The organism is Cypionkella psychrotolerans (assembly GCF_001294535.1).
Taxonomy (GTDB): Bacteria; Pseudomonadota; Alphaproteobacteria; order Rhodobacterales; family Rhodobacteraceae; genus Cypionkella; species Cypionkella psychrotolerans.
Genome location: NZ_LGIC01000052.1, coordinates 24,670 through 44,839 on the forward strand (window position 1 = coordinate 24,670; position 20,170 = coordinate 44,839).

A 20,170-nucleotide genomic window follows, 5' to 3' on the forward strand; every position below is an offset into this window, starting at 1 on the left:
TGCCTATACCAGCGTCGCGATGATCGCCCGCAAAGTCTCAATGCCATCGCCTTTTTCCGAACTGGTCACCACCAATTCCGGGTAAGCCGCAGCATGTTTCGCCAGCGCGCCTTTAACCTGCTCGATATTCGCGTCGCGCTCCGCCGCAGAAACCTTATCCATCTTGGTCATCACGACTTGAAACGTCACAGCCGAGCGGTCGAGCAGATCCATAATCTCCTCATCCACAGCCTTCACGCCATGCCTTGTGTCGATCAAAACAAACGCCCTGCGCAAAGTTTGCCGCCCCGCCAGATAGGCCTTCAGCAGTGCCTGCCATTTTGCGACAATCGGCTTTGGCGCCTCGGCATAGCCATAGCCGGGCAAATCGACCAGAAAACGGTTCATCTCGCCCAAGGCAAAATAGTTGATCTCTTGCGTCCGTCCCGGCGTGTTCGAGGCGCGGGCGAGGTTTTTACGGCCCGTCAAAGCATTGATCAGGCTGGATTTGCCGACATTCGAGCGGCCCGCAAAGCAGACCTCCAACCGATCCGGTTCGGGCAGACCCGACATTGCGACCACGCCTTTGACGAAATCAACCGGGCCTGCGAACAGTAAGCGGCCGGCCTCACGCGAGGGGAATTCCGGCTCGGGGGCCAAGGTGAACTCTAGGCTGCTCATGCCAATCTCCATTCATCGCCGACCGCAATCGGCCCGCTTTCCACAACCACAGCATAGACGCCGAAATCCTGATGACCGAAATGCTGGTTCAACGCTTGCAGCGTCGGTGCGTTCGGGCGGCCAGTTTCAGGATCAACGGTGGTGGCACTGCACCGCTCAATGCGTTCTTCAACCCGCAACACCGCGCCGCCGATACGGATGTTCTGTCCAACCCAAGCCAATTCGGCCCAAGGGTCCGCCCCGTCGAGCCAAAGATTACCACGCCAGCGGTCTCTCGACAATTCAATCCCCATTCGCGCCGACAGATTTGCCAGTGAGGCGGTGGATAGGATCGACAGCGCGGGCAGGGCGGTATCCGTCATGCCGCGCCCGGCGGTCGCAATCGCTACCGGCTGCGCACGATCAGGCGGATTCAGCGGCGTCACCCAGTCCAGAAACCGAGGCAAATCGGCGGGATCATCCGGGCGAAAGCTGATCTCACCGCGCTCTGGATGGTTCAGGGTAACGGTCGCGGTCGCCTCATCCAAGCTGGAGGTGATCGCCATCAGCGCCGGAGCCTTCGCGCCCCGCGCGAAATTCACGCAGCGATTCCAACCGGGTACGAGTTTCGCCGCCTCATGCGCCACCGCCCAATGCCGATCCCAAGCCAGACACTCCCCCGCCAAAAGGCGAACGGACGCGAGGGTTTCGCGTCCGTGTCCCTTGATCGGGTGGCGGCAAATTTGCGCCAGCCGCTTGGTCATTTCTTGGCGACCTCGACGGGCTTTTTCTTGCTAAAGCCGGATTTGATATTGCCGAAAATATCCGGTTTGTGACCGTGGCTGCGCATGATCAGATATTGCTGGGTGAAGGTAATGGTGTTGTTGGTGATCCAGTAAATCACCAGACCGCTGGCGAAACCGCCGAGCATGAACATGAACACGAACGGCATCCAAGCGAACAGCTGTTGCTGCACCGGATCGGCCGGGGCCGGGTTCAGTTTCTGTTGCAGCCACATCGTCACACCCAGCAGGATCGGCAGCACGCCGATGAAGATGGTTGCCAGCAAAGTGTGAGGCGTGGGGGCACCCCAAGGCAAAGCGCCGAACAGGTTGTAGATCGACGAGGTGTCGGGTGCGGAAAGGTCGCGGATCCAGCCGAAGAACGGCGATTGCCGTAATTCAATCGTGACGAAGATCACCTTGTACAGCGAGAAGAAGATCGGAATCTGGATGAAGATCGGCAAACAGCCCGCAGCAGGGTTCACTTTGCGCTCTTTATACAGCGCCATCATGTCCTTTTGCAGCTTTTGCTTATCGTCGCCTGCACGCTCTTTCAGCACCTCGAGTTCAGGCTGCAATTCCTTCATCCGCGCCATCGAGACGTAGGATTTATAGGCCAGCGGCAGCACAAGAAGTTTCAGAAAGAAGGTCAGCCCGATGATCGCAAGGCCCATGTTGCCGATCAGACCGTGCAGCCAATGCAGCACGAAGAAGATCGGTTTGGTCAGGAAGTAGAACCAGCCCCAGTCGATCGAATCGATGAAACCGGCGATGCCTGCCTTATCCTGATAGGCGCGAATGGTTTCCCATTCTTTCGCGCCCGCAAACATCCGGGTGGTGGTTTCCATGGTTGCACCGGGGGCAACCGTCATCAAAGGCTGGCGCACCTCGGCCTGATAGATGTCCGACCCGGGCAGATATTTCGCCACTGCGGTATAGGGTTTGCCTTGTTCGGGCACCAGAGTGGTCATCCAGTAGTGGTCGGTGAAGCCGATCCAGCCATCCTTGGTGGCCTCGGTCACTTCGGCAGGGTAACCCTCACGTTCATTCGGGGTCATCGAGGCGAATTTCGAATATTTCAGTTCTTCAAGGCTGCCATCTGTGCGGCGCACCAGACCTTCGTGTACCACATAGATATTTTGCAGTTTCGGCAGGCCTTGGCGGACGATCTGGCCGTATGAATACAGGTTTGCAGCCGCCGTTCCGGTGTTTTGCACCTGATCGGTCACAGAGAACATGAAATCCTCGTCCACCGCGATGGTGCGCAGGAATTTCAGGCCCTTGGTGTTTTCCCATTGCAGCGTCACCGGCTGACCCACCGACAAGGTGCCGCCTGCGGCGATTTTCCACTCAGTCGCAGCCCCCGGCACGTCTTCGGCGGTCAAGCCAACACCCGGAGCCCAGCCGAACACGGCGTAATAGGGGGTGGTCTGGCCGACAGGCGACAGCAGTTTGACGGTGGGCGAATTCGGCTCGATCGTCTCATGGTAGGTTTTCAGTGACAGATCGTCGAACCGCCCGCCCAGCATTGAGATCGAGCCCGACAGTTTCGGGGTGTCGATGGTCAGCCGCGGCGCTTCCGGCAAAGGCTCGGTTGACGCGACGGTGCCTGCCGGGGCTGCAGTGGCCAGAGCCTCGGGTGTCGCGGCAACCGGGGTCAGCGGCGCTTGGGTCTCAGCGGGAAACCATTGCGGAAAAAGCATCGGGCCTGCGACGAACCAGCCAAGGATCACCAGAAAGCTAAGCACGGTTGCGAGGATGAGATTCTTGTTTTGATCGTCCATCGGGACAAGCACCATTCCTGTTCAGGGTCAGGCGTGGTTCAACGATAGGGGGGCGCAAAGGTCAAGCGGTTTTCCCCGACTCAAAGGGCTTCGCGCCGGGTTTGCCGCGCAATTCGCGGTGTGCGCGCCGATTTGACCCTAACGGGCGCGTGAGCCGATGCGCGGAATCGCCCCGACCTTGGCGCGGTGACGGGCGATCCATTCCATCGTCTCATCCACCGGCATCGGGCGGGCGATGCCGAAGCCTTGCACATCTCCGCAACCTAATTGTGACAGCATGGCATGTTCGCCGGGGGTCTCAACCCCTTCGGCCAAGGTTTCCAGCCCCAACCGCTCGGCCATCGACAGGATCGCCGCCACCATCTTTTGCTGTTCGCGATCCTCATCCAGTCGGGTGACAAAGCTGCGGTCGATCTTGATGCGGCGCACCGCAAAGCGGCGGATCGAGGTGATCGAGGCGTGACCGGTGCCGAAATCATCCAGATCAATGCCGCAGCCCAACGCCGCCAGCGCTGCGATGTTTGAGACGATGATGTCATTGTCGGTTTGAGCGACGACGTTTTCCAACACCTCAACCGACAGTCGCTTGGGCTCCAGATCAAAGCGATCCAACTCCCATTTCAATTTTTCGGCCAGACGCGGGTTGCGCAGTTCCGGCGATGAGAAGTTCACGGCCACGGTTGGCACATTTAACCCGGCGCGATCCCAGCGGGCGAGGGCCGAGAGCGCGTGGTACAAAATCACCTCACCCAGACGTTCGCTTAGGCCCGCATCTTCGATCATCGGCAGAAATTCGGCGGGGGGAATCAGGCCCTTATCGGGGTGATACCAGCGCGCCAGCGCCTCAAACCCGGTGATCGCCCCGGTATGGGTAGAGATTTGCGGCTGGAAATGTGGGCGAATCTGGCCCTCGTCGAGCGCGTGCTCCAACTCATCGCGCAAAGCGTCCCGGTCGGCGCGATTGGCCGCCATGTCCTCGGAAAAGCTGCGAATGGCGCTCGGGCCGTGGCGTAAGGCGTCGTCGGCGGCAATCTGCGCGGCGTTCAGCAGGCTGGCACCGCTTGCCTCTGGTGCGCGACTGCCCAGACAAAAGCCAATCGAGCAGGTGATGTAGATCCGGGTTGCGTTCAGGCTGATCGGGGCGCACAGCGCCGATTGCAGGCGCGCCGCGACCTGCACCACCGTCTCGATATCCAGCCGCCGCACCGGGGCCAGTGCCACCGCAAAGCCGCCGCCTTCCAGCCGCGCCACCACATCGCCCGCGCGCAAAGAGGCGCAAATCCGTTCGGCCGAGCGTGCGAGCACCTCGGTCTGTGCGGCGCGGCCATGTTGTTCGATCATCCGCTCTGCCAGATCGAATTGCAGCACCAAACAGGCGGTGGTGCGCCCGCTAAGATGCGATTCGCGCAAAACCGCGTCCAGAGTGCCAACGATTTGGGCGCGCAGCGACAGACCTTCCAGCACTTGCGATTGATCGGTCGGGGTTTCCTGTGGCCGCACTGCGCCTGAAATCGCAAACAACAGCGGCGCACCAAGTGCTGTCAGGATCAAATCCCTCTCTCCGCCCAGCCAGAACGCGGCGAGGGTCAGGGCGGGGAGGAACACAAAAGCCTCTGGCCTGCGCATCAGCACGCCAATGTGGGCGAACCCGGTGGAGACTGCGGTGAAAAAGCGTGAAACCATCGGTCCGGCCCTATCTGCTGCGGGGCAACGCCACCCCGATGCGGCAAGACTAGGCAAACACCCTGATCGGAAGGTTAATCCTCACCTCAAAGTTGCAGAGGATTTTCGCTATTTGTTCCACGGTTTGTTAATCATCCGGCGCCAAAGCGGCCCGCGTTCCGCCTTAACGTTTGGCGTCAAACTCGGGGTCGGCACCGGGCACCGGATCATAGCCTTGCCCACCCCATGGATGGCAGCGGCAAATCCGATGCACCATCAGATAACCGCCTTTGGCCGCGCCATGCCGCTCTAACGCTTCCATTGCATAGGCCGAGCAGGTGGGTTGAAAGCGGCAGCCATGGCCAATCCAAGGCGACAGCACCAACCGATAGGCGCGCACGGGCAGGGCCACGATGCGCGCCAGCGGAGTCATGGCCGCGCCTTGTGCACCGAGGCCAAAGCGGTGGCCAGATCGGCCAGCATATCTTTGTAATCGCGCGCTATTGTGGCCTCTGGCTTGGCGACCAGCACATAATCCCAGCCGGGCCGCGCCAGCCGCGGCAGCACCTCTCGCGCCAAGGCCCGCATCCGCCGTTTGGCCCGGTTGCGCGCCACCGCGTTGCCGATTTTCTTCGAGGCCGTGAAGCCGATCCGCACCGTGGCCTGATCATCGCCCCGCGCACGGCCCTGCAACAGAAAGCTGCCCGTGCCCTGCCTGCGCCCTTGTGCGGTGCGCAGATAATCCGGGCGGTTCTTCATGGTCTGAACACAAACAGAAACCGCCGGAGGCGCTTCGGACGCTTCGGCGGTGGGGCCAATGTCCGATACCTTCGGCGGTGTCATGTCTGCTCCTGCATCCGACCCCGCAGGGTCAGTCAGAAATTAAGCCGACAGCTTCTTGCGGCCCTTGGCGCGGCGGGCTGCCAGCACAAGGCGGCCGCCTTTGGTAGCCATGCGGGCGCGGAAGCCGTGACGGCGGGCGCGAACCAGGTTCGACGGTTGAAAAGTGCGCTTCATCGCGGTCTCCATCAGACGGGCACGGCGAACCTTAAAGATTCGACGGCGTAAACTTGAAGCCCGGTCTTTAGGGGCGGATCATCGGTAAGTCAACGCGCGTCCTGCGAGATTTCTGCAACATTTGCCGATCATCGCGTCTGGGGCGGGGCAAACTGTTACAAATCGGCGGCTTTAGATCGCCGATTTCGCAAACCAGATCAAGCTGGCGTGAGACGGCTGGCGTGGGCAGGCCAATCCGACCATCTTAGGCTAAAGGAAGACCATGACCCGTTGCGCGCGCCTGATCCCGATTGTGCTGATTCTCTGCACCGCTGTTGCTGGTGCGGTGTTTCTGCGTGAGCGGTTGTCGTTTGAGGCTTTGGCCGAGAACCGTGAGGCGCTGCTGGCCTACCGCGACGCGCATTTCCTCTGGGCGAGTCTTGGGTTTATCGCGGTCTATATCGTGATTGTCGGTCTCAGCCTGCCCGGAGCCACCATCGCCACGCTGACGGGCGGCTTCCTGTTCGGCATGTTCCCCGGCACATTCTATAACGTACTTGCCGCCAGCATTGGCGCTGTCTGCATCTTTCTGGCGGCGCGCGCGGGGTTTGGGGCGAGCTTGGCCGAGCGTCTGCAAGGCGGATCAGCCTCGCGTCTGCAAACCGCGTTGCGCGAGAACCAATGGTCGGCCTTGTTGATCATGCGGCTGGTGCCTGCGCTGCCGTTTGTGCTGGCCAATCTGCTGCCTGCGATGGTGGGGGTGCGGCTTTTGCCGTTTGCGGTGACGACATTTTTCGGCATTATTCCGGCGGCGTTGGTGTTTACTTCGGTCGGCGCGGGATTAGGAAAAGTGTTTGCACGCGGTGAGCGGCCCGATTTGGGGGTGATTTTCTCGGCCCCTGTGCTGCTACCCTTGTTAGGGCTTGCGGCTTTGTCCGCGGTGCCGATCCTGTTGAAAAAACGCAAGAAGGGCGGCTGAATGGAGCGGATTTCGACAGATATCTGCATCATTGGTGCAGGTTCGGGGGGGCTTTCTGTTGCGGCGGGGGCGGCGCAGATGGGTGCGCGCGTGGTGCTGATTGAGGGCGCTGCGATGGGCGGTGATTGTTTGAACTATGGCTGCGTGCCATCAAAGGCGCTGTTGGCGGCGGGCCGCGCGGCGCAGGTGATCCGTATGGGCGCGCCGGGTGTGCGGGGGGCCGAGCCGCAGATTGATTTTGCTGCCGTCAAAGCGCAGGTCGCGGCGGTGATCGCGCAGATTGCTCCGGTGGACAGTCAGGAGCGCTTTGAGGGCTTTGGTGTGCAAGTGATCCGCGCTTATGCCCGCTTTATAAGCCCGCGCGAGGTGGAGGCGGGCGGAAAGATCATTCGCGCCCGGCGCTTTGTGATCGCGACAGGGTCGCATCCCACGATCCCAGAGCTGCCGGGGTTGGAGGCGATCCCCTATCTGACCAATGAAACGATTTTCGCGCAGACCGCGCGGCCGGATCATCTGTTGATCCTCGGCGGTGGCCCGATTGCGATGGAAATGGCGCAGGCGCATCGGCGCTTGGGTTGTGCGGTGACGGTGATCGCCCGCAGCCGTGTGCTCAGCCGCGTTGACCCCGAGGCGGCTGCCGTCGTCCTCGCCGCCCTGCGCGCCGAGGGCATCGAGATGCTGGAGGGCCGCGACATCGCGCGGCTGCGGCCCACGCCGCTGGGGTTGGAAGCGGTGCTGAATGATGGCACCACGCTAACCGGATCGCATCTGCTGGTTGCCACCGGGCGCACGCCTGCCATCGCAAAGCTGGATTTGCCAGCCGCAGGCGTGGCTTACAGCGATAAAGGTGTGACGGTGGGGGCCAATCTGCGCAGCAGCAACCGCCGGATTTATGCGGTGGGCGATGTGGCGGGGGGCTTGCAATTCACCCATGTCGCAGGAGCTCATGCCGGGGTGGTGATCAAACAAATACTGTTCGGCCTGCCCGCCAAGCAAGCCAGCGTGGTGCCAATGGTCACCTACACCGACCCCGAACTGGCGCAGATCGGGCTGACCGAGGCAGAAGCGCGCGCCAAATATCCGGGCGTGCAGGTGATCCGGCAAGAATTTCTGCACAACGACCGTGCAGTGACCGATGGTCAAACCACAGGCTTTCTCAAGCTCATGCTGCTGAAGGGCCGCCCCATTGGCGTCACCCTTGTTGGCGCTGGCGCGGGTGAGTTGATCGGGCTTTGGGCGCTGGCGATGACTTCGGACCTGAAGATCGGCGCGCTGGCCGGGATGATCGCGCCATATCCCACGCGCGGCGAGATTTCGAAGCGTGCAGCGGGGGCCTATTTCTCACCGAAACTCTTTGATAACATGGCCGTGAAGCGGGTGGTGCGGCTGGTGCAGCGGCTTTTGCCATAAGCTGCGTTTGCGGGCCAAGCTGGGGGCTTTCGTCCCCCAGACCCCCTAAGGATATTTGTACACAGAGGATGACCAGAAGCGTGGCAGCAAGGCGGGGCGGATTTCTGAACACCCTGTCGGGGCGGGTTTTGGCCTTGACCGTGGCCTTTGTCATGCTGGCCGAAGTGCTGATCTTCGTGCCTTCGATTGCCCGATTTCGCGCCGATTTTCTGACCCTGCGGTTGGAGAAGGCGCAAATCGCTTCGCTGGCCCAGCTGGCTGCCGAAGACATGGTGACACCTGCACTGGAAAAAGAACTGCTGGCCAATGCCGAGGTTTACAACGTTGTGTTGCGCCGGGATGAGGTGCGCCAGCTGGTGCTGTCCTCGCCGCTGCCAACGCCGATCTCGGACACTTTCGATCTGCGTGAGGCGGGGCCTTGGGCGCTGATCCGCGATGCATTTGCCTGCCTGTTGGACCCCGATGATCAGATCATCCGGGTGATCGGCTACCCGGTGCAGTCCGCAGGGCTTCTGATTGAAATCACGATGGATTCCGCGCCGATGCGCAATGCTATGCTGGATTACGGCGGGCGGATTCTGCTGCTGTCGGCGTTGATTTCTGGCGTCACCGCGTTCTTTCTGTTCCTCGCCGTGCAGCGCCTGATCGTGTTGCCGATCCGCCGGGTGGTCAACCACATGACCGCCTATGCCGAAGCGCCCGAGGATGCCCGCCGGGTGATCGAGCCAACCGCCTCGGTGGTGGAGCTGCGCGATGCCGAGGAAGCCATGCACGCGATGCAGACCCAGCTGACCGGCTCTTTGCGGCAAAAGGAACGCCTCGCACAGCTGGGCGGGGCGGTCGCTAAGATCAGCCACGATCTGCGCAACATCCTGACCACGGCGCAGCTGTTTGCCGACCGGATCGAGGGCAGCACCGATCCGATGGTGGCGCGTGCTGCCCCGAAACTGGTCGGCTCCATCGCCCGCGCGGTGGCTCTGTGCGAATCAACATTGGCGTTTGGCAAGGCCGAAGAACCCGCGCCGCAGTTGCGCGAGGTGGCATTGGCGACCTTGGCCGAGGATGTCGCTGAAGGCGAGGGCCTTGCGGGCGAAGGCCCGGTGACCTGCCTGATCGAAGTGCCCGAGACGCTGGTGATCCATGCCGATTACGATCAGTTGTTCCGGGTGCTGTCCAACCTTGTGCGCAACGCGCGCCAAGCGATCGAGGCAACGGGGGTCGAGGGCAGCATCGAAATCTCCGCCGGAGAGAGCGCGTCAGAATGGTGGGTCAGGGTCGGCGACACCGGCCCCGGCCTGCCAGAAAAGGCCCGTGAGCATCTGTTTGAGGCGTTTCAGGGCGGCGCGCGCAAAGGCGGCATCGGCTTGGGTCTGGCGATTGCCGCCGAGCTGATCCGCGGCCATGGCGGGCGGCTGGAACTGGCGCGCAGTGACGCGGATGGCACCGAGTTTCTGGTGCATTTGCCGAAAACCATCGACTCTGCGACCTGATCACGATTTGCCCAAGGTTACGCGGGGATTGCGCATCAAGTTGCATTTCGCTGCGTATTCGCTCTTGCAATGCCCGGCAGGGGGGGCTAAATGCAGCCGCAAGAGTGGATCCATAGCTCAGCTGGATAGAGCATCAGACTACGAATCTGAGGGTCGGGCGTTCGAATCGCTCTGGGTCCACCACTTTCAATCCTCCAACAAATATACAGGCTCGATCGCGGCAAGAAATTGTTGTTGTTTTAGAGGGTTATGCAGTTTTGGCTCAGGAGTTGTTTCTCCGGCCCAAGCCCCAAAAAGCCTGTCTCTGCGCGAATTCTCTCCGAAGCTGTGGACTGCGGTAATTTACTCCACAGTTGTAAGCCGTTGTTTTGTAAGTTTTTTTATTAGGTGGGAATTTGTTGTTTTTCAGTTTCGTTTGGGTGGCAGACGGGTCTGGTATCGAAATTTGTGCTGGCTTTAATCGGCAGTCGCTCTGTCGCTGGACGACCAAGCGCACGCTTAGAGTAACTAAAGCCTGCTTTGCTTCCAGCGCCTTGCCGTGTCATAGAAGTGCTCAATCATCAGGTGACTCAATGCGCTACTCCCGTCTTTTCATTGGCTTCGCACTCATTCTGATTGCGCTCTGGGTGATCGTCAGCGAACAGATGGCGGGCGCGAGTGCCGATGCGGTAATCAACGCGCGGTTGACTACCCTGCGCTCGCCTATTGCTGGGCAACTATCAATGCCGCCGCGTGGATTGGGGTCCTCGGTGAGTGTTGGCGAGGAGTTGGTCTCGGTGACCGACCCGCTGGTCGACAAAATCCGACTCGACGATCTGGCGATGGAGCGCGGATTTGCAGAAGCCGAAGTCGCCAGATTGAGCCTTCAAGTCGAGCGGGCGACGGCGCAGATCGAAGCATTAGAGGCGCGGCGGCAAGATTATAGTCTCGAACGCGTCACCGAAATTGAAATCAGACTGTCGCGTGCACGCGCCCGACTTGACCTGATAGAGCGTGGGATATTGGGCGATGAGGCGGTGGCCGGCTTGGTCGAAGAAGGCCAGTCAGGCGATCAAGGTGATCCGCAAATCGAAGGTATTGCCGTTGAATACGCGCGCGAGCGGGTCGCCGTCCTGGAAATCACTCTGCGCAGCGCGAAATCAGGGGTATTCCTTGGCGACGGTTACAATGATGCGCCCTTTTCCGAGCAGCGGCGCATCGAGCTTGAAACATTGCGCAGCGGGCTAGATGCGGATTGGACGAATGCTAAAGTCCGGTTAGGCACCATCGAAGCCCGCATTCTGAAAGAGCGCGAGCGGACAACGCTTTTGGGAAGAGCCGCACTTAGTTCCACCGCCAATGGCCAAGTTTGGGAAGTTCTTGCCGCAGATGGCGAAATTGTTCAGCGTGGACAGGATGTGCTGCGTCTTCTTGACTGTGATTCAACGATAGTCACGGTTTCCGTGACAGAAGGCGTTTACAATCGCCTGACAGTTGGCGAGGCGGCAGTGTTCCGGCTATCCGGCGACGGGCGCAACTTCGCCGCAAGCGTGATCCGCTTGGCAGGCCCGGGTGCCGGGACAATCTACCAGAATCTTGCGATTGCACCCAGCCAGCGCCACTTAGAACGCTACGATGTGGCGCTGGTGGTCCCGAGCTTGCGCGAAGTACCCGAGTTGCGCTGCACCGTTGGTCGGACCGGACGGGCGTTCTTTGACGCACGGCCACTGGATTGGTTGCGGGACATATGGCGCTAAGATGGTGCTGCCATTCTATCTGAGTGAGCTTGAGTCCAGTGCCATGCACATGGCGCTTGTGGCCGGGATGGCCCTTGTCCTGCCGATGGTCGTGAACCCGGCTCGTAATTGGCAGCGCACTCTTCTGTTCGCGGTGGCGACACTTCTGGCACTGCGTTATGCCCATTGGCGGTTTACCGAAACACTTGCTCCCGTTGGCTTGACGAGTGCGTTTCTGGCAAGCTGGTCGCTGTTCGTTTTGGAGATGGCGGCGTTGATCGGGTCGATGAGTGCTTTTGTGATCATGTCACGCACTCGACAGCGTCAAGATGAGGTGGCTGCTCATCTTGGTTGGTGGGCGCCGGCTGCGGATCCGCGTGTTGCCATACTGATCGCGACCTACAACGAAGATCTTGAGGTGTTGGAACGCACTATTGTTGGGGCGCTAGCGCTGAACCATCCGGCAAAGGAAGTTCTGGTTCTTGACGATGGCCGTAGAGATTGGTTGCGCGACTATTGTGCTAGCCAAGGCGTGCGTTACTTAAGGCGGCCTGACAACAGGGGGTCAAAAGCTGGGAACATCAATCATGCTCTCGACGTGCTGGCCGCCGATCCTCTGCCACCAGATTTCATCGCGGTGCTCGACGCCGATTTCGTACCGCATCGGGGGTTCATCAGCAGATCTCTGGCGCTGTTCCATGATCCGAAGGTTGGCTTGGTGCAAACCCCACAGCACTTCTTCAATGCCGATCCGATTCAACATAATCTTGGTCTAAGTCGTTCTTACCCTGATGAGCAGCGGTTTTTCTTTGACCACATGCAGCCCGCACGCGATGCATGGGGTATCGCTTTTTGCTGCGGCACGTCGTCCATCGCGCGGTGGCGCGCGGTGCAGGAGGCCGGTGGCTTTCCGACCGAAAGCATTACAGAAGACTTTATGCTAACACTCGCACTTCAAGACGTGGGTTGGCGGACTGTTTATCTGAACGAACCGCTGACAGAGGGCCTCGCGCCCGAGGGGTTGAAGGAATACGTCACGCAGCGCGCACGCTGGTGTCTTGGCCTGATGCAGATCGCCCGCAGCCGCCTCGGTCCGCTGTCACGCAACAACTTGCGTCTGCGCGACCGCTGGAGCGTGATCGACTCGGTTTTCTACTGGCTCACCACTTTTCCGTTCCGGATCGCGTCGCTGACCTATCCCTTGCTTTACTGGTTTTTCAACGTAACCGTTGTTAACGCAAGCGTGCCGGACGTGCTGAGCTATTTTGGGACTTACTTTCTTTGGGTCATCATGTCGCTGAACATCCTCACGCGGGGATTGGTCGTCCCAATCGTCAATGATGTCAGCCAGCTTCTGGGGGCTATTCCCATCACCCGCGCGGCGATTGTCGGCTTGATCAAACCGAAAGGCCATCCTTTCACGGTGACCGCCAAGGGTGGCGACCGAAGCAAGATCACGGTTCAATGGCGTCTGATGATGCCATTCCTGACTCTGCTTTTACTCACGGTTGTTGGTCTTTTGTTGGCGCTCACCTCAGATCGATTTGCCTATTACGATGCCGGAGACGGCAAGATCGTGATCTTGTTCTGGACGATCTACAACGCATTCGTTCTGGCTGCGACATTGATCGCTTGTGTGGAGTTGCCACGCCAGGAACGCCATTTTGCGGATGCACCCGAACGGGCAATCTTCGTGGCCGAAGGCACCCCACGCCGGGTTTGGCTGCAAAATCTTACACGCAACACTGTGCGCATCCGCGGCCGCACGTTTAATGCAGGTGTGCGCGGAACGCTTCGTGTGCGCGATATTGGGGATGTCGAGGCGATCGTGGTGGCGGAAACAGACGATGGAGCCCGGCTCGCCCTGCGGCCGACGGAAGATCAATATGCCGCAATGATGCGGCGTTTTTACACCGAAGGCGACGCCCCCGGCGTCGTCGCCGTGCGCCTGACAGCATTGCTGGACGACATCGCCCGCAGGCTGTCTTTCTCGTCAACCTCGCGCAACTGACCGGGATCATCTCTGGCTCAGTTTCTGCGACCCTGAAGTTGCGCCAGCGCCGCTGACAAGCGCTGAAGCTCGCTCGTGCGCCGCAGTTCAAGCGGGTATTCATCCGCCCCATCCGCGATGCTTTTGGCGTTGTCGGCCAATAGCGAAAACGGATGAATAAAAATCCGGTTGAAGCCAACCGTCAGGATCAGCAGCAAGAGCCCTGCCACTGACAGCACGACAAAAAGCGAGCTGGTCAACCCGGATGACATTGTTTCGAACTCATTTGGCGCAATGCGCGCGACCATACGCCAACCAAAGGAGGGCAGATCGCCATAGATGACATCGGGAATGACCACCGTGAAGTATTCCACACCATCTGGCCATATTTCCCGGTTGGATTGCGCGACCCCTGCTGCTGCGGCGCGAAAACTCTGCAAGTCTTGGATCCCAGGTTTTGAGCCATCCGTCGCTATGATCACGTCACCGTTCTGGCTGACCAAATACAGATCTAACCCAAGGTCTTGCGCCGTCTCGGCCAGAAACGCCTCCGCCCATGTAAAGTTGATGTGAAACCCAAGGACTCCGGCGATCTGCCCTTTTGGATCTTTCACTTGCGCGGCAAGGTCAATAAAGCGAAGCGGATCATCTGCCGAACCGCCCAGAAGCTTGTTCAGCAGTACCGCATCGTGCACGTCTCCGGCAAAATTGCCACTGAGGCCGCGTTGGAACCACGGACGTGCTGAGACATCAACGTTCTTGAGCAGATTGTTCGAGGCTTCAGAAACCAATCCATCTGGTGTGGCAAACCCCGCCCATGAGATGCGCTCGCCATTTCCTGCTGCAAGATCAAGCGCGCCCTTTAACGCGAAGCCATCGGTGAGCGCGATCTTGTCTGCGATAGTCTTGAGTGTTTTCCAGTCCTGATCCAGCACCCGCGCAAAATCGCGGGCGGCGTGGCGCCCGCGCACTGTAACGGCTTGCTCTAGAGCCGCAGCCTCGGCGCGTCCAACCCGGTCTTGCAAGAGAATTGTCGTTGCCAGCCCGAAAAGGATCGCCCCGAGCATCACAAAGCCGTAAACTGCGACTGAAAGCGAGATTACGGAGGATGGACGTGATGTCATCGTTTTATACCCCTCAAGGTTGTGTATGCGCGCGGAAATACATCCGAAACTATCGTAACGACCACCGCAGCACCGTTCAACCCGTAACTCATGGTGTGAAAGATCGGCTTTGCCTTGAACGCTGCAATAGTAACGACGCACAATGAACCGCCGGAGCTACATACGGCTGATGGCGTTTCTGGCATCGACGTTGGCCTTCCGCGTCAATGCGGATATAGGAAAGGCCCGCAGCGCCCCCAGCGGTCAGCCTAAAAGAGACACGACAGATTGGGAACTATGGAAGGCCGCGTTCCTGACGCACGACGGCCGCGTGGTCGATCATTTGCAAGACGATGCGAGCCATTCTGAGGGCCAAGGCTACGGCATGTTCCTCGCGGCGTGGTTTGGTGATATGCAGGCTTTTCAGCGGATGGACGGCTGGACATCAAGTTTTTTGGCTGTGCGTCAAGACCCGTTGCTCGCTTGGCGCTGGACTCCGAACCAATCGCCGCAAATTTCAGATTACAACAATGCGACTGACGGTGATCTATTCCATGCTTGGGCGCTGTTGCGGGCAGGTCTGAGGTTTAAAAGCGATGATTATCTGGCAAGGGCGCGTGAAGTCGCGCGTTTTATAGCCGCAAGTTGCGTGCGCCCCGATCCGCGCGGAAACGGCAGATTACTATTTCTTCCGGGCGCCGAGCGTTTCAGCACCGATGAATATGCGACAGTCAATCCATCTTATTACATGCCTTTGGCGATGCGAGAACTGGGGTTGGCAGCCTCGGAACCAGCGCTTTTGCGATGTGCGGACGATGGCGAGGCTTTGCTGGCGGAACTCGCGGTGGCGGTAGGGCTCGTGCCGGATTGGATTGACGTTGGGCCTTTCGGTTGGCGTTACGCGCAGGGGCACCCAGCTCAAAGTGGATATGATGCACTGCGGTCAGCATTGTTCCTCATTTGGTCGGGCAGCTTAGACCATCCTGCCGTGGAGCGGGCCGCTGCTTTTTATATCGCCGAAGCGAAGCGCGGCGCGCCAGTTCCGACAGTGATCGCCTCATCTGGAAAAACCGTGCGAGCAACCAGCGATTACCCCGGTTACGAGGCGGTTTCCGCGCTTGTTAGTTGTGCCGCCGGGGCAGATGAGCATGTGATGATCTCCCGATCTCTCGACGATCAGCCCTACTTTCCCGCGACATTGCATTTGTTTTCTCAGATTGCGTCAGACACAGTAGGCCTGACCTGTTAGGGTCAGGACTCGTTCTCGTTTCATAGCCAGAACATGACGATTGCGGCGAGTGCGACGGCGGAAAGGAAGACTTTCGGGCATCTGTCGTAGCGCGTGGCCACTCTTCGCCAATCCTTCAGCCGCCCGAAAATGATCTCGATCCGGTTGCGGCGTTTGTAGCGGCGCTTGTCGTATTTGACGGGCTTGCCGCGTGACTTCCGGCCGGGGATGCAGGGCTTTATCCCTTTGTCTTTCAACGCATCTCTGAACCAATCAGCGTTATACCCCCGGTCGGCCAACAACCACTCGGCCTTGGGTAAGCTACCCAGCAGGGCGGCCGCGCCGGTGTAATCGCTAACCTGGCCTGCGGTCATGAAGAAGCGGATCGGGCGGCCATCGGCATCGGTGACGGCATGCAGCTTGGTGTTCATGCCGCCCTTGGTGCGGCCGATCAATCGGCCCCGTTGGTCGTCAGGCCCCCCTTTTTCGACCGTAGGCTTGAAGCCGTACGGTGTGCCTTGAGATAAGTCGCATCGATCATCACCGTCTTCGGAACGGCCGCCTCCGACGCCAACCCTTCCATGATCCGGGCAAAGACCCCCATGTCACCCCATCGCTTCCAACGGTTGTAGAGGGTCTTTGGAGGGCCATACTCCTTGGGGGCATCGCACCAGCGCAACCCGTTACGATTGATGAAGATTATCCCACTCAGAACCCGACGGTCATCGACGCGCGGCTTGCCATGGCTCTTGGGGAAAAACGGTTGAAGACGGGCCATCTGCGCGTCGTTCAGCCAAAAAAGGTTGCTCATTGATCGGTCTCCTTGCGGAGCCTGAATCACGCCTGCATTGCAAGTTCAATGGGTCCTCACCCTAGAGAAACGGACCTGCGGGACGCCGAGAACGAGGTCTATGACTATTTCGGGTTGAGAAATCAAGAAACTGTGGTAAAATCGAGACAAGGTACGGGGTAAGGTCATGGTTCGAGCCTTCGCAATCCTGTTAGTACTCTTGACTTTGGCACCTCAGCTTGCCGCTGCCGATGATCGTCTCTTCGCAGCCATAAGTGTTGGCGATAGCGCTGCGATCAAGCGGGAACTTGCAAATGGCGCGAATGTTGATGGCCGGGCGCGTGATCAGGCAACACCCCTCATCGCCGCCGCCCTTGCGAGCCAGTTTCACATTGTAGAATTGCTGCTCGGTAGTGGTGCCGATGTCATGGCGCGCAATTCTGGCGGTTTCACGGCGCTTCATGCTGCAGCGTACTCCGGCAGTGTTCCGATCGCTGAATTGCTGCTTGAGAAAGGCGCGCTGCTGGACGACGCGGATAACAAGGCAGGTGTCACTCCAATGATGGTGGCGGGAGAGGAAAATCGCTTAGCGGTCGCCGAATTACTTATCGCCAAGGGCGCAAATGTTAGCCACCCAGAAGTGCACGGCTACACGCCAATCACACGTGCGCTCTTCAAAGGTAACAGCGACATCATCCGATTGTACAAGCGTCACGGAGCAACGTGTCAAGTCAAGATAGTTGCGTGGTATCAGCAATGTTTGGAAATTCATGATTAACTGGAGGACGAGCAATGTTCAAAGCAGTGCAAGTTAACAGCAAGCATATGACCCGAGTGCTGGCATTCACGGCCATGACAGGAATGGCTTTGGTGGCTGGCGTTGTGCCGGTTCTCGCCGACGGTACGTTCAACACCGGTTATTTCGAGGGCATTGCGATCAAGGGCTACGATACGGTCGCCTATTTCACCGAGAACCGTGCGGTGAAAGGGTCTGAAGAGTATTCTTATGAATGGCTCGGAACACCTTGGTATTTTGTCAGCGCCAAGCACAGGGACCTGTTTCAGAGCAACCCGGTCAAATATGCACCGCAATACGGCGGCTACTGCGCGGGCGAGGTTGTCGGCGGATCGGTCACCGTCGATATTGATCCGGAGGCGTTCAAGATCATCGATGGCAAGCTCTATTTGATCTACGACAAAACCGATGCGGACGATTTCGAAGCGCACGCAAGCGACTACATCCCAAAGGCCGATGCCAACTGGCCCGAAGTCAAGGCCGAGCTTGAACAGGATCTGTTCAACTGAAACTTGAATCGTAAACGCGGAATCAGCCTCAATTCTGCGGCTTGAAGTGAAAGATCAAGTTTGAGTTTGCAAAAACGAACGGGTACTCGTCGGCGCTCTTGAATACCTGGCCGCAATCTCGTCGCCCGAAACCGTTCTCGCTCTGCAAACACAGCAGGTCCTCATCGACATCGATGAAGAGCATTGCTTGAAAGGCGACGTCCTGTGAGCGGGGCTGCCCATAGACTCCCGTAAAGAACACAATCCGCCTGTCTGCCCCGACAAACATGGTCGCCATCCGCTTTCCGGGGTCAATAAATCCGTTAAGAGTTTGAGAGCCTTCCTTTGTTGGCCTGAAAAAGAGACTCTCGATCTCATCGGACTTAAGTCGTTCCCGCCCCTGTTCCCGAAAGCCGAAAGGCCACTCAGGCATGCCTGCCTCGCGCAGCGCTGCGATCAGGAACGCGAAATCCTTTTCATAACGATAGTGCGCCCGGTTTATCCGCATGCCCGCTAAAGACGGGTCACTTGAAGGCAGGCGAATACTTTGTCCGATTGCGGCACGCGCGTCGGCAATGCGGCCCCCCCGCGCATAGGCCGCAGCCAAGGAGATGAGAACATCGTCAATCTCCGGCCCCTCATAGTAGGCACGTTCAAGAGCAGCGATAGCCCGATCGTTGTCGCCGTTAAAGAAGTAAACGAGGCCTGCAATACTCCGGTTGATTGGCGAAAGATTGGGGTCGAGCTTCAGTGCAGTCTCAATCGCGGCGCTTGCCTCGGCAAAATTGCCAGCAAACACTTGAACGTAACCAAGCGTGATATATGCCTCGGCATCCCCAGGGCCCAGATTGACCGCCTTCTGGGCCGATGCGATTGACTCGTCGAAGTGTCCATCCACATTTTGCAGGATCGCCAGCGTCATCCAGGGCAGCGGCAAACTGGGTTTATACTTCTGCGCAAGCGAGGCTTTCTGGTAAGCCCGCTCTTCCGCGACCCTGTTTGGCAGCACATCGTCATAAGTATTTCGCCAAATGTAGGCGGCTGTTCGGGCATCGGCTGCCAACGCTTCCGCGAAATTGGGGTCGAGTTCCACCGCGGTTTCGTAAAAATCGAGGGCCTCGCGCAGCCCCTTCAGGTCGCCATTGCGCGCGACCTGCTCGCCGCGCAAAAAGTAATCGTAGGCCTCAAGATTAGCTGTCGGCGGGCGGGCGATCTGCGCCGCCTCGGTTGCCAGAGGCTCCACGCCGAGTGCGTCAACAAGTTCCTTTCTCATCTGGTCCAGAACGGCGAACACCTCTGTCTCCGGACGGTCGAATCGGTCGGTCCAGACATGTTTTCCGGTAGCTGCGTCAAGGAGTGCGGCATTGACCCGAATTTGTCCTTCCGCGCGCCGCACGCTGCCCTCGACCACATACCGGACGCCAAGATCGCCTGCGACTTTGGCGAGGACGATGGGCTTGCCCCTGTACGCGAACGCAGAGTCGCGGGCGATCACGTCGAGCCCGGTCAGTTTGGCCAGATCGGTGATCAAATCTTCGGTGATGCCATCAGCGAAATAGTCCTGGGCCGGATCGCCGCTCAAGTTCTCGAACGGCAGGACTGCGACCGACGGCCGTTCCGGTACGGAGTGCGTTTGCCATGCAAACACAACCGCAATCGAGGCGACCACCAGTGCTGCAACCACCAGCGGTTTCAGCTTCAGCGTACCCGGCCGACGCGAAGCAGATTTGACTTTTCCGACATCCCCGGGATCAAGCAGAATCCGATACACCCTGATCGGCGTAGCGATGTTCTTCAGCTTTTGTTCGCCAAGAGCGGAAAATCCAACATCAACCTTCTGCGCGGCGTGATCGAAGGCAGTACCAGAGATGCAGATACCTCCGGGCTCTGCCAAACTCTCCAGACGCGCCGCGATGTTGACGCCGTCGCCGTAGATATCGTTGTCCTGGATGATGATGTCGCCGAGATTGACTCCGATCCGAAGGCGAATGCGTTGAGCTTCGGAAGTACTCTGATCGTAGTCGGCCATTCCTCGCTGAATCGCGGCGGCACAGTGTACAGCATCTACAATACTGGCGAACTCCACCAGCGCGCCATCACCCATGAGCTTGACGATGTGACCATGGAACTGCGCGATTGCCGGATCAATCACCTCTTTGCGGCACGCCACGAGCCGCGCAAGCGTACCAACTTCATCTTCCCCCATGAGTCGGCTATAGCCAACTACGTCGGAGGTAAGTATCGCGGTAAGTCGTCGTTCCATTTGCCTATTCGCTGAAAACTGTCTTTGTCGTAGTCTACATTCATTTTCAGGCACC

Annotated in this window: 18 protein-coding genes and 1 tRNA gene; 9 read left to right on the forward strand and 10 right to left on the reverse strand. The window is 59.0% G+C overall.

Going from position 1 to position 20,170, the window contains the following annotated elements:
* Positions 1-3: 3 nt before the first annotated feature.
* The 7 genes from yihA to rpmH form a co-directional block, all read right to left on the reverse strand.
* Entirely contained in the window at positions 4-660 is a 657-nt protein-coding gene (yihA, locus tag AKV04_RS10345) for a ribosome biogenesis GTP-binding protein YihA/YsxC (protein WP_054006385.1), read from the reverse strand.
* A complete protein-coding gene (locus AKV04_RS10350; RefSeq protein ID WP_054006358.1) occupies positions 657-1,403 on the reverse strand; it encodes an MOSC domain-containing protein in 747 nt (248 codons plus the stop codon). The genes yihA and AKV04_RS10350 overlap by 4 nt, the downstream gene beginning before the upstream one ends.
* Positions 1,400-3,205, reverse strand: coding sequence for a membrane protein insertase YidC (yidC, locus tag AKV04_RS10355; protein ID WP_054006386.1), 1,806 nt, complete (start codon positions 3,203-3,205; stop codon positions 1,400-1,402). The genes AKV04_RS10350 and yidC overlap by 4 nt, the downstream gene beginning before the upstream one ends.
* 138 nt (positions 3,206-3,343) lie before the next feature.
* The gene (locus tag AKV04_RS10360; RefSeq protein ID WP_054006359.1) at positions 3,344-4,888 is read right to left on the reverse strand and encodes a putative bifunctional diguanylate cyclase/phosphodiesterase; all 1,545 of its coding nucleotides are present in this window, start codon (positions 4,886-4,888) and stop codon (positions 3,344-3,346) included.
* A gap of 163 nt (positions 4,889-5,051) precedes the next feature.
* Positions 5,052-5,300 (reverse strand): membrane protein insertion efficiency factor YidD, encoded by a 249-nt coding sequence (gene yidD, locus AKV04_RS10365; protein ID WP_054006360.1) that lies wholly within the window; start codon positions 5,298-5,300, stop codon positions 5,052-5,054.
* Positions 5,297-5,710 carry a ribonuclease P protein component gene (gene rnpA, locus AKV04_RS10370; RefSeq protein ID WP_054006361.1) on the reverse strand — a complete coding sequence of 138 codons (414 nt, stop codon included), beginning with the start codon at positions 5,708-5,710 and terminating at the stop codon, positions 5,297-5,299. The genes yidD and rnpA overlap by 4 nt, the downstream gene beginning before the upstream one ends.
* Positions 5,711-5,749: 39 nt before the next feature.
* Entirely contained in the window at positions 5,750-5,884 is a 135-nt protein-coding gene (gene rpmH, locus AKV04_RS10375) for a 50S ribosomal protein L34 (protein ID WP_008032609.1), read from the reverse strand.
* Positions 5,885-6,146: 262 nt separating this feature from the next.
* On the opposite strand from rpmH, the gene AKV04_RS10380 reads away from it, so the two are divergent.
* The 6 genes from AKV04_RS10380 to AKV04_RS10405 all read left to right on the forward strand — a co-directional run bounded on the left by AKV04_RS10380 (position 6,147) and on the right by AKV04_RS10405 (position 13,468).
* Positions 6,147-6,842, forward strand: a complete 696-nt coding sequence (locus tag AKV04_RS10380) for a TVP38/TMEM64 family protein (RefSeq protein WP_054006362.1) — start codon at positions 6,147-6,149, stop codon at positions 6,840-6,842.
* Entirely contained in the window at positions 6,843-8,252 is a 1,410-nt protein-coding gene (locus AKV04_RS10385) for a dihydrolipoyl dehydrogenase family protein (protein ID WP_054006363.1), read from the forward strand.
* A gap of 68 nt (positions 8,253-8,320) precedes the next feature.
* Positions 8,321-9,742 carry a sensor histidine kinase gene (locus AKV04_RS10390; protein WP_054006364.1) on the forward strand — a complete coding sequence of 474 codons (1,422 nt, stop codon included), beginning with the start codon at positions 8,321-8,323 and terminating at the stop codon, positions 9,740-9,742.
* 106 nt (positions 9,743-9,848) lie between these two features.
* Positions 9,849-9,925: transfer RNA gene (locus tag AKV04_RS10395), tRNA-Arg, on the forward strand.
* Between the two features lie 215 nt (positions 9,926-10,140).
* Positions 10,141-11,478 carry an HlyD family efflux transporter periplasmic adaptor subunit gene (locus AKV04_RS10400; protein WP_235815600.1) on the forward strand — a complete coding sequence of 446 codons (1,338 nt, stop codon included), beginning with the start codon at positions 10,141-10,143 and terminating at the stop codon, positions 11,476-11,478.
* 1 nt (position 11,479) lies between these two features.
* Positions 11,480-13,468, forward strand: coding sequence for a glycosyltransferase family 2 protein (locus AKV04_RS10405; RefSeq protein ID WP_054006366.1), 1,989 nt, complete (start codon positions 11,480-11,482; stop codon positions 13,466-13,468).
* 17 nt (positions 13,469-13,485) lie between these two features.
* On the opposite strand, the gene AKV04_RS10410 is transcribed toward AKV04_RS10405, so the two are convergent.
* Positions 13,486-14,712: a cache domain-containing protein gene (locus tag AKV04_RS10410; RefSeq protein WP_156317469.1), complete on the reverse strand. Its 1,227-nt coding sequence runs from the start codon at positions 14,710-14,712 to the stop codon at positions 13,486-13,488.
* Position 14,713: 1 nt separating this feature from the next.
* Here AKV04_RS10410 and AKV04_RS10415 point away from each other — a divergent pair, with 1 nt between their 5' ends.
* Complete coding sequence (locus tag AKV04_RS10415) at positions 14,714-15,799, forward strand: glycosyl hydrolase family 8 (RefSeq protein ID WP_054006368.1); 1,086 nt, start codon at positions 14,714-14,716, stop codon at positions 15,797-15,799.
* 20 nt (positions 15,800-15,819) lie between these two features.
* Here AKV04_RS10415 and AKV04_RS25535 read toward each other — a convergent pair.
* A protein-coding gene (locus tag AKV04_RS25535; RefSeq protein ID WP_268871788.1) for an IS5 family transposase occupies positions 15,820-16,589 on the reverse strand; the annotation gives its coding sequence in 2 pieces (ribosomal slippage) (positions 15,820-16,253 and positions 16,253-16,589; 771 coding nt in all).
* Positions 16,590-16,755: 166 nt separating this feature from the next.
* Here AKV04_RS25535 and AKV04_RS10430 point away from each other — a divergent pair.
* Positions 16,756-17,346, forward strand: a complete 591-nt coding sequence (locus tag AKV04_RS10430) for an ankyrin repeat domain-containing protein (protein WP_054006370.1) — start codon at positions 16,756-16,758, stop codon at positions 17,344-17,346.
* A gap of 14 nt (positions 17,347-17,360) precedes the next feature.
* Positions 17,361-17,873 (forward strand): YHS domain-containing (seleno)protein, encoded by a 513-nt coding sequence (locus AKV04_RS10435; protein WP_202905601.1) that lies wholly within the window; start codon positions 17,361-17,363, stop codon positions 17,871-17,873.
* 28 nt (positions 17,874-17,901) lie between these two features.
* Here the strand turns inward: AKV04_RS10435 and AKV04_RS10440 are convergent, their stop codons facing one another.
* A complete protein-coding gene (locus tag AKV04_RS10440; protein WP_054006371.1) occupies positions 17,902-20,115 on the reverse strand; it encodes an adenylate/guanylate cyclase domain-containing protein in 2,214 nt (737 codons plus the stop codon).
* Between the last annotated feature and the right edge of the window lie 55 nt (positions 20,116-20,170).

Coding starts and splice junctions, on each gene's coding strand:
- yihA (WP_054006385.1), bottom strand. CDS start 660: ATGAGCAGCCTAGAGTTCACCTTGGCCCCCGAGCCGGAATTCCCCTCG.
- AKV04_RS10350 (WP_054006358.1), bottom strand. CDS start 1,403: ATGACCAAGCGGCTGGCGCAAATTTGCCGCCACCCGATCAAGGGACAC.
- yidC (WP_054006386.1), bottom strand. CDS start 3,205: ATGGACGATCAAAACAAGAATCTCATCCTCGCAACCGTGCTTAGCTTT.
- AKV04_RS10360 (WP_054006359.1), bottom strand. CDS start 4,888: ATGGTTTCACGCTTTTTCACCGCAGTCTCCACCGGGTTCGCCCACATT.
- yidD (WP_054006360.1), bottom strand. CDS start 5,300: ATGACTCCGCTGGCGCGCATCGTGGCCCTGCCCGTGCGCGCCTATCGG.
- rnpA (WP_054006361.1), bottom strand. CDS start 5,710: ATGACACCGCCGAAGGTATCGGACATTGGCCCCACCGCCGAAGCGTCC.
- rpmH (WP_008032609.1), bottom strand. CDS start 5,884: ATGAAGCGCACTTTTCAACCGTCGAACCTGGTTCGCGCCCGCCGTCAC.
- AKV04_RS10380 (WP_054006362.1), top strand. CDS start 6,147: ATGACCCGTTGCGCGCGCCTGATCCCGATTGTGCTGATTCTCTGCACC.
- AKV04_RS10385 (WP_054006363.1), top strand. CDS start 6,843: ATGGAGCGGATTTCGACAGATATCTGCATCATTGGTGCAGGTTCGGGG.
- AKV04_RS10390 (WP_054006364.1), top strand. CDS start 8,321: ATGACCAGAAGCGTGGCAGCAAGGCGGGGCGGATTTCTGAACACCCTG.
- AKV04_RS10405 (WP_054006366.1), top strand. CDS start 11,480: ATGGTGCTGCCATTCTATCTGAGTGAGCTTGAGTCCAGTGCCATGCAC.
- AKV04_RS10415 (WP_054006368.1), top strand. CDS start 14,714: ATGAACCGCCGGAGCTACATACGGCTGATGGCGTTTCTGGCATCGACG.
- AKV04_RS10430 (WP_054006370.1), top strand. CDS start 16,756: ATGGTTCGAGCCTTCGCAATCCTGTTAGTACTCTTGACTTTGGCACCT.
- AKV04_RS10435 (WP_202905601.1), top strand. CDS start 17,361: ATGTTCAAAGCAGTGCAAGTTAACAGCAAGCATATGACCCGAGTGCTG.
- AKV04_RS10440 (WP_054006371.1), bottom strand. CDS start 20,115: ATGGAACGACGACTTACCGCGATACTTACCTCCGACGTAGTTGGCTAT.